Here is a 15,172-nt window from a genome sequence, read left to right as displayed (position 1 = left end):
CTATTCCTGATATTCCGCAAAATCAACATTTTCCAAAATCCAGCGCTTGCGTGGATCAACCTTGTCGCCCATCAGCGCAGACACACGGCGCTCCGCCTTCGCAGCATCCTCGATCTGCACCTGCAGCATCGTCCGTGTTTCCGGATTCATCGTCGTTTCCCACAGCTGGTCCGGATTCATCTCGCCAAGCCCTTTATAGCGCTGAAGCTCAAAGTTTTTGCCGAATTCCTTTAAATAATTTTGCAGCTGCTCATCCGTCCATGCATAACGCACCGTTTCCAGCTTGCCGGATTTCCGCGTCAGCTTGTAAAGCGGCGGCTGAGCAATATATACGCGTCCGCTGTCAATGAGCGGCTTCATATAACGATAGAAGAACGTCAGAAGCAGCACCTGGATATGGGCACCATCCGTATCGGCATCCGTCATAATAATAATTTTGTGATAGTTGCATTCCTCGGAATCAAATTCCGGGCCTACGCCTGCGCCAATCGCGGCGATAATCATTTTATACTCGTCGTTTTTCAAAATATCATGCAGCTTGGCTTTCTCCGGATTCATCGGCTTGCCCTTGAGCGGCAAAATCGCCTGATGCTTCGAATCACGGCCTTGCTTGGCCGAGCCGCCCGCCGAATCGCCTTCGACGATAAACAGCTCATTGCGCGTAACATCCTTCGATTGCGCCGGCGTCAGCTTGCCGCCAAGATTGGAGCTTTCGCTCTTCTTCTTGCCGCTGCGCATATCTTCCCGCGCCTTGCGCGCCGCTTCACGCGCCCTGGAAGCCTGAACGGCCTTCTTGAGCAGCAGCTGCGCAACCTGCGGATTTTCTTCGAGAAACACTTGCATTTTCTCCGTCACAATCGCATCGACGACGCCGCGTGCAGATGCGCTGCCGAGCTGGTCCTTCGTCTGGCCGACGAACTCTACCTCAGACATCTTAATGTTGATGACCGCCATCATGCCTTCGCGCAGATCATTGCCTTCCAGATTTTTGTCCTTCTCCTTCAGCATCGCGGCTTTGCGGGCATAATCGTTCATGACGCGCGTATACGCGGTTTTGAAGCCCGTTTCATGCGTACCGCCGCCGCGTGTAGGAATGGCATTAACGAAGGAAGCCAGTGTTTCCGTATAGCCATCATTGTACTGAAGCGCCACTTCAACCTCGATATCCTCACGTTCGCCAGTAAAATGAATGACGTCATGCAGCACCGACTTGTCCTCATTGAGAAACTCGACGAACTGGCGCGCTCCGCCTTCATAGTGGAATACATCGAGCTTGCCGCTGCGATCATCCTTGATCGTTACTTTCAGCCCCGAATTGAGAAAAGCGATTTCCTGAAGCCGTTCCGCCAAAGTATCGTAATTTAGCGTAGTTCCCGTCTGAAACACGCGTCCATCCGGCTTAAACGTAACCTTCGTTCCCGTACGCGATGTCGTTCCCGTCACTTCGAGTCCCGTTGTCGGCTCGCCGACATGCTCCTTGCCATCCGCATCTACCCAATATTCGAACCGAAGCTTATGTATTTTTCCATCACGGAAAATTTCCACTTCCAGCCATTCGGATAGCGCATTTGTTACCGAAGCGCCGACGCCGTGCAGGCCGCCTGATTTTTTATATCCCCCGCCGCCGAACTTCCCACCAGCGTGAAGGATCGTAAATACAACTTGCGGCGTTGGAATGCCGCTTTTATGCATCCCTGTCGGAATGCCTCGTCCATTGTCATAGACCGTAATGGAGCCGTTTTTGTGCAAAGTTACCTCAATGGCGGAACAAAACTTTGCCAAATGCTCGTCGACAGCATTGTCGACGATTTCCCAAACGAGATGATGCAGCCCTGAGCTGCTCGTAGAGCCTATATACATTCCCGGACGTTTCCGTACGGCTGTCAAGCCTTCAAGAATCTGTATATCATCGGCCTCATAATTCCGATCCGCGGCCGGTGCTTGTGTAAAAACATCTGTATGCTCTGCCATATGCGCCCCCCTTATCTGCAGCACTTGTTACATCGTTACCGTATCTTCAAGCTATTTTAATTCAAGATGTCCTGTTTAGTAAAGACGCTGAACGAGACAATAAGCCCCGCAATCGCCCAAATCGCAAGCACGATAAGGGAAAAAGAAAATGACATGCCCTCAATCGGCGGCGGTGATCCTTCCAAATATGTCGGTAAATTGAGGTTGACGGCGAATAAATATTTGGCATTCTCCCATGAGGAGGACATGCTCGAAAGGATCGTTCCTGCAATAACGGAAGCCATCATAATGACCATGCTTGCCGCCGTGCTTCTGACAAGAACCGATACCATCAAGGCGAGAATCGCTACGGTCATGGCGGACAGCCATACGAGTCCCGTCTGCATGAGCATATACAGCCACTGGGGAACAACGTGCACAAAGCTTGTGTCGACCTCGCTGTCATTGATTATAAAACCGGTAAATATAGGCAAGCCCCAGCCTCCATAGCCGAAAAACAGGCCCGATATCAAATAACAAAGCAGCACCATCACCCCGACAAGCAGCGATACATAAAGCGTAAGCGCCGCAAGCTTGCTAAGCAGCACCTTCCATCTGCGAACCGGCTTGGTGAGCAGCATTTTGATCGTTCCGGTGCCGCGTTCTCCGGATACGAGATCAGAGGCAATGGTCAAGACCAGCAGCGGAATAAACAGCCCTACCGCATTATTCATGAATTCCCGCGTGAACGTCACGCCGTTCGGGCTGCTCGGATTGACATCATGGTCCAAATAATATTGGAGCTGCTGCACGGCTATACGCTGCTGCTTTTTCCACTCCTCAGGAATCCGATTGCTCGACAGCCTGTTTTGCATATCCGTAATTTGCTGCAGCACCTCATTGCGCCAGTCGGCAAATTTGTCTTTATTGTTCTGGGCTACGGTTAACTGAGCATACGTGAACATTGGAATAATAACAAGGAGTACGAGGATAATGACGAGAAACCTTCTTTTTTTCCACATCTTCAAGGTTTCATTCTCGGTAAGAAGCAGTAGTTTATGCAAGGCTTTTCCCCTCCGTCATGTTCAAAAACAATTCTTCCAGTGTAGGAGCGGCTTTGTGCACCCCTTCTACGCTAATGCCTGCTGCCACCAGTCGGCTCACGGTACCTGCAATATCCTCCAGCGGCATCGTAGTGACGACTGCCCCCGGCATGCTCGCAAGCACGCTTTCATCGATACGGTGCTCCTCTTCCGAGACGATTGCTGCCTTGCCGCCTTGCAGCAGCAAAGCAATACCCTGCTCCCGAGGCTCCAGCTGCCATAATACATACGTTCCAGCCTGCTGCACCAGCTCGTCCACCGAGCCTACGGCAAGCACTCTGCCATTGTCAATAATGGCCACTCTATCGCACATCAGTTGAATTTCACTGAGCAAATGACTTGAAATGAACAGGCTAATGCCTTCTCCAGCAAGCATTCGCACAAAAGCCCTCAGCTCCTTGATGCCCAGAGGATCAAGCCCATTCGTCGGTTCATCAAGTATAAGCAGCTTCGGACGTCCGAGCAACGCTTGGGCAATGCCTAAACGCTGCTTCATGCCGAGCGAATACGTTTTGACCTTTTCATGAATACGCTCTGTCAGACTGACGATTTCGACAACCTCGCTAATTCTCGCCTCATCCACATCATCAAGCATATTGGCAAAATACTGCAAATTGTCCCAGCCCGTCATAAATCCATACATTTCAGGGTTTTCTACAATGCTCCCGATATGGCGAAGCGCCTGCTCCGGCTGTTTTTGCACATCATGCCCGCAAATCCGTATTTGCCCAGAGGTCGGCTTAATCAGATCGACCAGCATGCGGATCGTCGTCGTTTTGCCAGAGCCATTGGGTCCAAGGAACCCAAAAATCTCACCCGCCCGCACCTCAAAGCTGACATCGTGAATAATTTGCTTGCCGCGAATTTTTTTGCTTAGATTTGTCACTTGCAGCACTAAATTTGACTGTTCCATAGCGACTCCTTCTGCTACAACGCCTGCACGAACCGCTGCGCAATTTGTTTGTAACCTTCATGATTCGGGTGAAAATGGTCTGAGGACAAGTAGCTGCCAATCCGTTCCTCAAATAAATCGAATGTCGGTACCATCGTCATATTCGAATATCCATGCAGCATTTCATAAGCTCTTTCATTCCACTTCTGTACCTGCAAGCTGCCATCCCGCAGCTCTTCTACATCAAAAAACGGATTATAAAGCCCCATATAAATGACGCGGGCGTCCGGATTAATTCGGTGCAGCTCCGACAGGACATCATCCAGCCGCTTCAAGCCCTCCTCAAGCCCTTTCTCTACCTGCTCGAGCGACATGCTTTGTTCAGCAGTTGCAGAAGTATTGGAATCCCCAGCACCCTGCAGCGATTGAAACAGGTCATTTCCGCCAATCGTCAGCAAAATGACATTGGCCTGCTGAAGCGCATAAGCGATGCCCTTATCCGTCTTTAAATTTTCTGCAAGCTGGTCGGCTCTCAGGCCGCTAATGCCCAAATTGTTGACGAGCTCCGCCTGCTTGTCCGGATCAGCAGCCAAGCTGTCTACGACCTGCTTGACATAACCCTCGCCTGTAGAATCACCAACACCCTTGGTCAGAGAATCGCCAATCGCTACAATGCGAAGCTGATTTTTCTCAGGCGTCTGGCCTGGCAGCGCCGTACCCTGCGGCTGTGCCGAAACAGAGGGAAACAACTGATCCTTAATCGAATAACCAATGCCTACAAGCATTAATATCGTGATTAACAGGGAGCAGCTGCCAATTATAATGCCTAATCTTTTGGATGAACGCATCGCTTGTCTCTCTCCTTTTTCACAATCATTTACAAATGATGGGCGATATATAAGTTTTTCGCGCCAGTGGTCGTATACACAAGCCATTTTCAAACTTGATTCATATTCATACGTTAACCATAAAAAAGAAAAGGACTGTGATTATGAGCAATAATACACCAAAAGAGATGTATTTGGAAATGTTGAAAAAAGCAATATTATTTGAAATTTGGCTGGAGCATGAGCCTGGCGCTACGAAGGAAAATCGCTTTCAAGGCCTCGATTGGCCACTCATCGCACATAGTATGATCGGGCGTATCCGCATGAATCATCTGCATCAGCTTATGAATGCTGTCATTAGCAACAATATCGAGGGTGATTTCATTGAAACAGGCGTATGGCGCGGCGGGACATGTATTTTCATGCGCGGCTTTCTAAAAGTACATGGCATAACGAACCGGAAAGTCATCGTCGCCGATTCCTTTGAAGGACTGCCAAAGCCGGAGGCCCGCTGTCCGATCGACGAAACCTCGAAATTTCACGAACAGGACTTTTTGCGCGTTTCCCTGCCTGAGGTCGTCAGCAATTTTCAAAAATACGATTTGTATGACGATGGCATTATCTTTCTTAAAGGCTGGTTCAAGGATACGCTGCCGGCGGCGCCAACGAATAAAATAGCAATAGCCCGCCTCGATGGCGACATGTATTCCTCGACGATGGATGCGCTGACCCATCTGTATCCCAAAGTAACCATCGGCGGCTTTATCGTCATTGACGATTATTCCATTGGCTATTGCTCCGCAGCTGTAACCGATTTCCGCAACGCCTATCATATTACCGATCCGCTCGTCACGATAGATTCAACAGGCGTATACTGGAAAAAAACAAAATAGGCAAGGTGAAACGGCTATCGCCGTCCTCTGGCGGCGTGGCGCGTTTCAGTCCGAGAAATATAAGCCCATTTAAAAGTGTGAAACTTATAAATCCTTATATTTCAAGCAAAAATGACTTCGTCGTCCTTCTAGGACGAGCGAAGAGCTTTGCCTTAGAATTCTAAGCGGATATAAGGATGAAACTTATAAATGCTTAGAATTCAAGGTGAAACGGCTATCGCCGTCCTCTGGCGGCGTGGCGCGTTTCAGTCCGAGAAATATAAGCCTAATGATAAATGGGAAACTTATAAATGCTTATATTTCGGGAAAGAAGGGCTGCTGCGCCCATACGATAACTGGACGCGGCAGCCCTTCTGCAGCTTATTCTCCGTATGTGATGTGCAGCAGCTCCGCCGCTTGCCGCGCCGTTTCCCGTGCTTGCTCCACATCTGCAGCCGTGCTGAGCGCAACAGCCATCCGGCGCCCAACCTTCGTCTCCGGCTTGCCAAATACACGCACCTGCGTATGCGGCAGCGCCAGCGCTTCCTTCACACCGCCAATACGGAACTCGCTGCTTTCGCGATCCGCTTTGAGCGTGTGTGAAGCACCTGGCGACAGCAACCTGATCGTTGGAATCGGAAAGCCCAATACAGCGCGAACATGCAGCGCAAACTCAGACAAATCCTGCGTCACCATCGTAACCATGCCCGTATCATGCGGACGTGGAGAAACCTCGCTAAACAGCACACCACCCTGCGTAAGGAACAATTCGACGCCATAGAGGCCGTAGCCGCCCAACTCTTCGGTCACTTTGCGGGCAATTTCCTCCGCCTGCTCGATTTGCTCGGTGCTCATCGCATGCGGCTGCCATGATTCGATGTAATCGCCATCCTTCTGCACATGACCAATAGGCGCACAGAAGCTTGTGCCTGATACAGAGCGAATCGTAAGCAGCGTAATTTCTGATTCAAACGTAATAAAGCCTTCAACGATAATCCGCTGCTTCTTTGCGCGACCGCCTTCCATGGCGTAGCTCCAGCAGGCTTCAATTTCCGCTTCGCTGCGGCAGACGCTTTGCCCTTTGCCAGATGAGCTCATGATCGGCTTAATGACACATGGGAAACCTAGCGCTGCTGTCGCTTCACGCAGCTCCTCCAGCGTATCGGCAAAACGGTAGGCGGCCGTCGGCAGGCCAAGCTTCTCGGCAGCAAGGCGGCGAATGCCTTCCCGGTCCATCGTCAGCCACGCAGCGCGAGCCGTTGGAATGACGCGGAAGCCCTCCTGTTCAAGCTCCAGCAGCGTTTCCGTTGCAATCGCTTCAATTTCCGGCACGATATAGTCTGGGCGCTCCTCTTCAATGATACGTCTAAGTGCTGCTCCATCCAACATATCAGCCACATAAGAGCGATGAGCAACCTGCATCGCCGGCGCGTTCTCATAGCGATCCACAGCAATCGTCTCAACGCCGAGCCGCTGCGCTTCGAGCGCCACCTCCTTGCCAAGCTCTCCTGATCCCAGCAGCATAAGCTTGCGCGAAGCTCCGGACAATGGTGATCCATACATAATAAAAAGAACCTCCTGGAAGCAAACCGGATAATTGTCGGCGTCTGCCCCTTCAGGGCAGCGATTCCTATTCCGAATTGTTTTTTCTTCCATTGTGGAGGTTCCTGCAGTAAAAATCAAGACCTTGACCGCTTCGATTCGACTTAAGCTGACAAGAAACGATATTGGGCTTCAATCAGCCCATTGTATATGCCCTTTTTGGCAATAAGCGTTTCGTGCTTGCCCTGCTCGACGATGCGGCCGTGATCCAGCACGATAATTTCATCGGCATTGCGAATCGTTGACAGGCGATGGGCAATCATGAAGGATGTCCGTCCAGCAAGCAGCGTCTTAAGCGCCTCCTGAATTTTCAGCTCCGTATCGGTATCAATGCTTGCTGTCGCTTCATCGAGAATGAGAATGCGCGGATTCGCAAGCAACGCTCTGGCAAAGGAAAGCAGCTGGCGCTGGCCCATTGACAATATGTTGCCGCGCTCCTCTACTTCCGTATCATAGCCATCCGGCAAATTCATAATGAAGTCATGGGCATGCACCGCTTTAGCTGCTTCCACAATATCCGCATCCGATGCACCCAGTCTGCCGTAACGAATATTGTCCCGAATCGTGCCCGAAAATATGAAGGTATCCTGCATAACGATGCCAACCTGGGAGCGCAAGCTTTCGATCGTGACATCGCGAATATCCTTCCCGTCAATCTTCACGCTGCCGCTTACAGGATCATAGAAACGGCAAAGCAGGTTGATGATTGTGCTTTTGCCGGAGCCGGTATGCCCAACGAGAGCGATTGATTGGCCAGCCTTGGCCTCCAGGCTAATGCCCTTGAGCGCTTGGCGCCCTTTTTCATATTCAAAAATAATGTTGTCAAACACAACGTCGCCGCGAATATTCGGCAGCGCCTTCGCTGCGTTCTTCTCGCTTACATTTGGCTCCTCATCGATAAATTCAAAAATCCGCTCGGAGGATGCCATCGCAATCAGAAGCTGGGAGTACATTTGGCCGAGCCGATTAATCGGGTCCCAGAAGTTTCCAATATAGTTGGCAAAGCCAACGAGCAAGCCGATTGTAATCGCGCCCTGCTGAATCAGATGAGCACCGTACCAGAACAAAATAAATGTACCGAGCGCTGAGGTGATTTCAATGACCGGACCAAACGCTTGGTTGAGCGCCGATGCCTTATTCCATGATTTCACATTTACCGTATTCATGTAGTCGAAGAAACGCATATTGTCTTTTTCCTGGACGTAAGCTTGCGTTACTTTCATCCCCTGGATGCTTTCGTTTAAGTGGGCATTAATCCGCGATTGCTTCATCCGCACGTCCTGCCAAGCAAAGCGGATCCGTTTGCGCAGCGCAGTCGAAACGATAAACATCAGCGGTACCGTCACCATGATCGCAAGCCCCAGCTTGAAATTCCAGACCAGCAAAATGACAACGATCCCGAGCAGCTGCACGCAGTCCATCAGCAGGTTGACAACACCGTTCGTGAACAAGTCCTGAAGGGCGTTAACGTCATTCGTAACCCGTACAAGCACGGAGCCTGCCGGACGCTTGTCGAAGAAGCGGAAGCTAAGCTTCTGGATATGCTTGAATAGATCCTGCCGCAGGTCATAAATGACCTTTTGTCCAATAATATTCGTATATTTGATCCGGTAACTGTTGGCAGCCCATTGAACGACATACAGCAGCAGCATTAGGCCAGCATAAAGGTAAAGCTTTGGCAAGCTTGCCGCGCCTTCAGCCGGCTGGATGGCCTCGTCAATCGCGAGGATGACGAGTGCGGGAGTCGCGAGCCGCGTCAGTGTGCCAATAATCATCATGAAGATGGCCGGGATCAGCTGGCGCTTATAAGGCTTCATATAAACGAACAATCTGCCCACCTGCGCCCAGTTAAACGGCCTCTCGATCGCATCATCATCTTTGTAAATAAAACGTTCTTTTTTATCGTATTTATCCGTGCCGGATGTGCTGCTCATCAGAGCGCCCCCTCCTTCCACTGCGCGCCCGCCTGCTCGAGCTCTTCGAGCGGAAAGTCGGCGTATTGAATTTTGTAAGTATCGCGATAAGGGCCAGGCTGCGCGAGCAATTGCTGATGCGTGCCACGCTGCACGACAACGCCTTGATCCAAAACGATAATTTCATCCGCATGGCGCAGCGAGGAAATACGGTGGGCGATAATGAAGGTCGTGCGGCCAGCCATAAGCTCCTTGAAGCCAGCCTGAATTTCATGCTCCGTTTCCATATCTACAGCGCTCGTCGCATCATCAAGAATGAGAATATGCGGATTTTTAATAAGGGCGCGGGCAATCGCGATCCGCTGCTTCTGTCCGCCAGACAGACCCATTCCTCTTTCACCGACAATGGTGTCATAGCCTTCCGGCATTTCCATAATAAAATCATGTGCCTTCGCCAGCTTCGCAGCGCGTTCAATCTGCTCATCCGTTACGTCCTGCATGCCGTAAGCCAGATTCGTGCGAATGGAAGCGGAGAACAGGAACGTTTCCTGAAAAACAGGAGCCATCTGTCTGCGGAGGCTGAACACGTCAATGTCACGAATATCCATGCCATCAAGCGTAATGCTGCCCTCTTTCACATTGTAGGCGCGCATGAGGAGCTGGATAACCGTCGATTTTCCAGAGCCTGTAGCTCCCAGAAAACCAATTACCGAGCCTGCCGGCGCATCAATCGAGATATTCGTTAATGCCGGAGCCTTATCTGGATAATGAAAGGTTACATTGTTGAAACGGACATGCCCTTTAACCAATTGATCGTCCAGCACAATAGCATGCTCGAGGTTTTTCACATGGACATGCTCGTTCAGCAGGTTCAGCACCCGCTCGCCGGAAGCTTTGGATTGCGTATAGTTGTTAATATGGAACCCAATGCCCCACATCGGGCCGATAATGTACCAAGTTAAGCTGAAAAAGGCAACTAGTTCGCCAAGCTTGAGCTCTCCTCTAATGACGAGCATTCCACCTGCTAGAAGCAGAATGACTGCGCTTATGTTGGCGCATAATTCCATAATAGGGAAATAATGCGCCCATATTTTCGCTGCACCGATCTGGTTCGTCTGATAAGCTTCGTTTTTCACTGAAAATTTGTTCACTTCATGCGGCTCGCGGGCAAAGGATTTTACCGTGCGAACACCCGTAATGTTTTCTTGAACGGCCGTCGTCAGGCTGCTGAGCGCGCGGCGCATTTCCTGAAAGGCCGGGTGGATTCTGCGCTCGAAGCGCAAAGCTGTAAACACCAGCAGCGGGATCGTAACCAATGTAATTAATGTCAGCTGCCAGTGGATGGACAGCATCATCGCTCCGCCGAACACGACCATCAGCACCACGTTCAAAATTTGGGCGAAGCCAAAGCCGATAAAGTTGCGGATCGCTTCCAAATCCGCGGTCAAGCGCGACATGAGATCGCCTGTTTTCGCTTTGTCATAATATTGAAAAGATAACGATTGCAACTTGTCATAACAAGCATTGCGAAGCCTAAAAGCTACTCGATTGCCGATCCTTCCCCCAAAAAAGCCATGTAAAAATTGCATTAATCCCTTTAACGTCACAACCCCCACAACGGTTAGCGCTAACGCTGGCACCTTGCCATACTGCTCTTCTTTAATGACATCGTCGATTAAGATGCGAAGCAAATTCGGATATACGAGTCCGAGCGCTGTCGCAAACATCAGGCAGACGATGGAGGTCAGAAGGAATTTTCGTTCGACCCAGTAAAATCGTTTGAGTTGCCTAAAGACGTCCAAACAAATCCCACTCCCTGTTCTTTTTTGTAAGCATGAATGAATATTATCAGCATCCCATGACAGGAGCAATCTGAGTAAATTTCCGTATATTACATTGAAACAGCCGATTATGGCAATTTGGAAACACTAACTAACCTATGCTCAAGTATCGTCTTAAATCATCCCTAAAGTGTGCGTCTTACGCCATTTTTGCACAGAAACACACAAAACAAGCCTAAACAATTTTACGTGGCTTGGCTGCATAAATAGACTTTTTATTGAAACACAGACGGTTTTCAAAACATATGCCAAATAAATGGATTACCCCACAAGCAAACGGCTGTCGCCGTCATCAGGCGGCAAAGCTGTCGTTTCGAGTGTGAAATATAATCCGCTTACAAGTGTGAAACTTATAATCAGCTTGGCAAAATAAAAAATGCTTTCAGCAACTGTTATCAGTCGCTGAAAGCATTCAGACTATTATTAGATGAAAGCTTATGCAATTGTTGCGCTATGAAGATGAATCAATTGCTGATGCAGCTCGCGCAATTGACCCACATCGGCATTATCCGCTAGCGAGATGCGCTTGCCCTCTACATAGTTGACAACGTCCTGCTGCAACTGCTCGCCTGACTGCTCGGCGTACTTTTTCCAAAGCACGCTGTAGCGCTCGGTCCACTGCCTGTTCTCGGCAGCCATCCACTGCTGGAGTGATGGAATGAGCAGCGCTTCAAGCTCCTTGCGCAGCTGCCCTTTACCGTCGCCCTCGAAAAATTGCCGCGGCGATTTAAAGCGGCTCCACAGCCATTTTCCTGTAATATCCGTTGTCGTCCAATCGACGTCGATTTCCGGAGTAGGAATGGTCGCCGTCTCATACGGGATGGATTGATAGCCCGTTAGCAGAGCGGAAAGCTCAGAAGCGCAGCTGTCAAATTGCTTGCGCAAAAGGCCATTCAAAATTCGCTCTAGACGCAGTGAGGTCGCTTGCAGCTCCTGCGCCAGCTCCATCTGAATTTGCCGCTGCAAATCAAGCCAAGCCGTCCAAATCATCTTCTTCAAATCGCGACCATCATCCTGCAAGACAGAAGGATTAAACGCGTAGTTGTAAAATTCACCGAATCTAAGCTGCTGGCGCTGCACGACGTAATAGAGCAGCTCGCTTAGCTCCTGTGCCTGCTGTGGCGGCGCCTCGCTGGAACGATAAGAAGCAAGCAGCAGTTGTGCCTGCTCTTGAAGCTCAGCCAGCCCTCTGCGCTCCTGCTCTCTCGTAGCCGCATCGCCTGTGGCACTGTTCAGCCAGCCATTTACGGTAGCTGCCGCCCTGACAATTTCCTGCTCGGCTGCGTCGATTGCAAGCTTCCCTAAATCCTCGCTTACGAAATGCAGGAAGGAGCGCTCAAAAGCGTCAATGCCCGAGCGTGCCAGCAGCTCGCCATCGCCATTTTGCTTCGCGTCGAGACCGTCCAGGCTTGAAACCGGATAGAGACGCGGCGAACGAATGCCATGCTGGAGCAGATTATGCTCCACATGCTTCAGGACGCCCGCAAGCTCCTCCTGATCGGCTGCCAAATCGGCCGCATTGACGAGGAAAAACATTTTATCGAGCTCGAACTGGTCCTTGACCCGTCCAAGCTGCATAAGAAACTGACGGTCTGCCTGTGAAAAAGCATGGTTGTAATAGGTGACGAACAGGACAGCATCAGCATTTTTAATGTAATTGAACGCAACGCCCGTATGGCGGGCGTTCACGGAATCCGCTCCCGGCGTATCCACGAGAACGATGCCCTGCCGCGTCAGCTCGCAATCGTAATAAAGCTCGATTTCGCTGACGTAGCAGGAACGCGATTCCTCCGCTACGAAGCGCTCGTACTCCGCTTGTGAGACGGTGAGGCGCTGGCCAAGCAGCGCCTCATGCGCTTCCCAGCCTGCGCGTGCAGCACGCAGGAAGCTGTAGTGCGGCCGTCCGCCGGCGTGAATCGCATCCGGCGACAGGCGGTCGATCGCGCGCATGAGAGCGGCAGCGTCCGGCAGCGCAGCGTCAGAAGCGTCTTCGCCGAGCAAAGCGAGCGAATAGCGCAGGTCTTCCAGGACGGCGTCACGGGATTTCATGACGACGCCCGCCGTGCCATGCTCGCGGCCACCCGATGGCGGCACGAGACGGTTGATCGCCGCCGTCGTCGGATTCGGCGACACCGGCAGTACCGGCTCGCCAATAAGCGCATTGGCGAGCGAGGATTTGCCCGCGCTGAACGCTCCGAACAGCGCGATTGTGAACCGGCTGCTGCGGAGCCGGTTCGCCTTGTCCTGCATCGCCTGCGCGGCCGCGGCTAGCGGCGCGTGCGGCGTCAGCAGCGCGGCTGCGCTGAGCAAGCGCGCGGCTGCGCCATGCTGCTGCGACAGCGCTTCGCCGCTGCCGAGCGCAGTTTGCGCGGGCGTCGCGGCAAAGCCCGCGCCGTTGGCCCTTGCGGCAGCAGCGTCGCCCGCTGCCGCCCCATCACCGCGCTGCGCAGCTTCGCTCGCGCGGCCCAACTCTTGCCCGGCGGCAGCATCTGCCGCGCCGCCGTCTACACCTGCGCGCGCGCGTGCATCCGCCGCTGCACGTTGCGGCTGCGGCAGCGCCGGCCGCGCCACTGGCTGCGGCAGCGTCCCCGCAACCTGCGCCGCATGCTGCGCGGCGCGCTCCGTCAGCGCCGCAAGCAGCCCTAGCGCCCCGGCCTGCGCATCAAGCGCCGCAAGCCGTCCGCGCACGTCTGCAGCGGCCGTCTCGCTCACCGCTGCCACATGCGCCGTCAGCGCGTCAATCAGCTCATTGCCGCGCTTCCGGTAAACCTCCTTCACCTCCGCGGCTAATTCGCGCGTATACGTCATCGTATATTCGTTGCCGAATACCGCTCCCGTATTTACGCGCTGAATGAGCCAGGAAGTATCCGGCTTCCAGCTAAACTGCTCGGCAAGCTGCTGCTCCAGCGTTTCCGCTGCGTAGCCGACTTTCTCAGCGGCGCGGCGCAGCAAATCCTTTACATGCCAATCAACTGCCGCATTCACTTGGCCAGCAAAATCATGACAGAACAGCTCCGCACGGCGTTCCTGCTCAGCCGCCGTCTTCGCTCCAGCGAACAGCAGCCCTGTCTTGAAGCCCGGCTTTCTGCTTTCCAGAAACGCATGCGCCAAATCGCGCACCGGAGCTGGCGTAATGATTGCATTGTCTACCAGCGCCTGCAAATCCCGGCGCAGCTCCAGACGCAGCCGTTCCGGTTCTGCTTCAAGCTGCTTCGTTTGCAGCGTCAGCTCGCCTTGCTCCGCCTTCACCCGCTGCGCTTCCTCTTCTCCGCCTGCCTCGGCAAGCAGCCGCTCCTTCTCCGGTTCATCCTGCATCTCGCACCATTTCAAATGCTCCGCTGCAAGATGACGCAGCGAAGCATCGACGCTGTAAGCGGCAAGCGGCTCACGCAATTCCTTCAGCTCGTCAAGCAGCCGCGTAAGCGCCTCCCATTCCTGATGCGGATGATCCGGCTGGCGCAACGACAAATAAACGATTCCCGCTGGCTCCAAATGCCAGGCTTGAAACGCCTCTTCTACGCTTTTGCGATACTCAGCAAACGTTAGCTCGCGTTCCCTGTGCTTATCAATCTGATTCACAATAAAATATAACGGCTTGCCCCAATCCTTAAGCTGCTTGGCAAACGCAAAATTAATTTCCGATTGCACATGATTATAATCCATGACATAAAACACGACATCCGCCAAATGCAGCGCTGATTCCGTTGCCATCCGGTGTGCATCATCCGTAGAGTCAATGCCCGGCGTATCCAGAAGTACGGTATGATTGCCTAATCTTTCTGTTGGATACGAAATCGAGACCGATTGGAACTGCTCACCGTCTACGCAATAGCGATCCAGATCCTCCAAAGGAACACTGAGGCTAGACGCCTCGCCATCCTTCTCCGTGATGATGCTTGCCCGCGCCTCTGCTCCGCCTCTTATGGACACTACGTTCGCACTGGTCGGAATCGGACTCGAAGGCAGAAGCTGAGCCCCGCACAGCCGATTGATCAGCGTGGACTTGCCTGCGGAAAAATGACCGCAAAAAGCAACAGTAAGCCGACCCTCGGCCAGCTTACTGTGTACCTCCATAACTTGTTTGGCGTGCAGCGCATCACCTGCGTCCGTCATTTCGCGGGCCGCCAGGATTGTTGCTTCTTCAATGCGTTGTACCGTCATTTCAGCCATAA

At 52.2% G+C, this 15,172-nt stretch carries 9 protein-coding genes; 1 reads left to right on the top strand and 8 read right to left on the bottom strand.

The genetic code is table 11. From position 1 onward, the window contains the following. Genes parE through AC50YG_RS01455 form a run of 4 tightly spaced genes read right to left on the bottom strand, consistent with a single transcriptional unit; the run spans position 1 to position 4,793 of the window. Complete coding sequence (parE, locus tag AC50YG_RS01470; protein WP_494824182.1) at positions 1-1,971, bottom strand: DNA topoisomerase IV subunit B; 1,971 nt, start codon at positions 1,969-1,971, stop codon at positions 1-3. 56 nt (positions 1,972-2,027) lie between these two features. Continuing rightward, complete coding sequence (locus AC50YG_RS01465) at positions 2,028-3,014, bottom strand: ABC transporter permease (protein WP_494824180.1); 987 nt, start codon at positions 3,012-3,014, stop codon at positions 2,028-2,030. Then, on the bottom strand, positions 3,007-3,966 hold the full coding sequence (locus tag AC50YG_RS01460) for an ABC transporter ATP-binding protein (protein ID WP_494824178.1): 960 nt from the start codon (positions 3,964-3,966) through the stop codon (positions 3,007-3,009). Before AC50YG_RS01460 ends, AC50YG_RS01465 begins: the two co-directional genes overlap by 8 nt. Positions 3,967-3,980: 14 nt before the next feature. Continuing rightward, positions 3,981-4,793: a GDSL-type esterase/lipase family protein gene (locus tag AC50YG_RS01455; RefSeq protein WP_473757459.1), complete on the bottom strand. Its 813-nt coding sequence runs from the start codon at positions 4,791-4,793 to the stop codon at positions 3,981-3,983. Between the two features lie 143 nt (positions 4,794-4,936). Here AC50YG_RS01455 and AC50YG_RS01450 point away from each other — a divergent pair, with 143 nt between their 5' ends. Continuing rightward, complete coding sequence (locus AC50YG_RS01450; protein ID WP_494824176.1) at positions 4,937-5,665, top strand: TylF/MycF family methyltransferase; 729 nt, start codon at positions 4,937-4,939, stop codon at positions 5,663-5,665. Positions 5,666-6,025: 360 nt separating this feature from the next. On the opposite strand, the gene purT is transcribed toward AC50YG_RS01450, so the two are convergent. From purT to AC50YG_RS01430, 4 genes are all read right to left on the bottom strand, one after another. Continuing rightward, positions 6,026-7,207, bottom strand: coding sequence for a formate-dependent phosphoribosylglycinamide formyltransferase (gene purT, locus AC50YG_RS01445; protein WP_494824174.1), 1,182 nt, complete (start codon positions 7,205-7,207; stop codon positions 6,026-6,028). A 143-nt stretch (positions 7,208-7,350) separates the two neighbouring features. Next, on the bottom strand, positions 7,351-9,180 hold the full coding sequence (locus tag AC50YG_RS01440) for an ABC transporter ATP-binding protein (RefSeq protein ID WP_473757462.1): 1,830 nt from the start codon (positions 9,178-9,180) through the stop codon (positions 7,351-7,353). Next, the gene (locus AC50YG_RS01435) at positions 9,180-10,961 is read right to left on the bottom strand and encodes an ABC transporter ATP-binding protein (protein WP_473757463.1); all 1,782 of its coding nucleotides are present in this window, start codon (positions 10,959-10,961) and stop codon (positions 9,180-9,182) included. The genes AC50YG_RS01440 and AC50YG_RS01435 overlap by 1 nt, the downstream gene beginning before the upstream one ends. Positions 10,962-11,435: 474 nt before the next feature. Then, positions 11,436-15,170: a dynamin family protein gene (locus AC50YG_RS01430; protein ID WP_494824171.1), complete on the bottom strand. Its 3,735-nt coding sequence runs from the start codon at positions 15,168-15,170 to the stop codon at positions 11,436-11,438. Positions 15,171-15,172 lie beyond the last annotated feature (2 nt).

The sequence above is a fragment of the Paenibacillus sp. J31R34 genome, from assembly GCF_059383715.1.
The sequence above is the reverse complement of the archived record's forward strand: the minus strand, read 5'-3'. Positions and strand labels throughout refer to the sequence as shown.

Coding starts and splice junctions, on each gene's coding strand:
- parE (WP_494824182.1), bottom strand. CDS start 1,971: ATGGCAGAGCATACAGATGTTTTTACACAAGCACCGGCCGCGGATCGG.
- AC50YG_RS01460 (WP_494824178.1), bottom strand. CDS start 3,966: ATGGAACAGTCAAATTTAGTGCTGCAAGTGACAAATCTAAGCAAAAAA.
- AC50YG_RS01455 (WP_473757459.1), bottom strand. CDS start 4,793: ATGCGTTCATCCAAAAGATTAGGCATTATAATTGGCAGCTGCTCCCTG.
- AC50YG_RS01450 (WP_494824176.1), top strand. CDS start 4,937: ATGAGCAATAATACACCAAAAGAGATGTATTTGGAAATGTTGAAAAAA.
- purT (WP_494824174.1), bottom strand. CDS start 7,207: ATGTATGGATCACCATTGTCCGGAGCTTCGCGCAAGCTTATGCTGCTG.
- AC50YG_RS01440 (WP_473757462.1), bottom strand. CDS start 9,180: ATGAGCAGCACATCCGGCACGGATAAATACGATAAAAAAGAACGTTTT.
- AC50YG_RS01430 (WP_494824171.1), bottom strand. CDS start 15,170: ATGGCTGAAATGACGGTACAACGCATTGAAGAAGCAACAATCCTGGCG.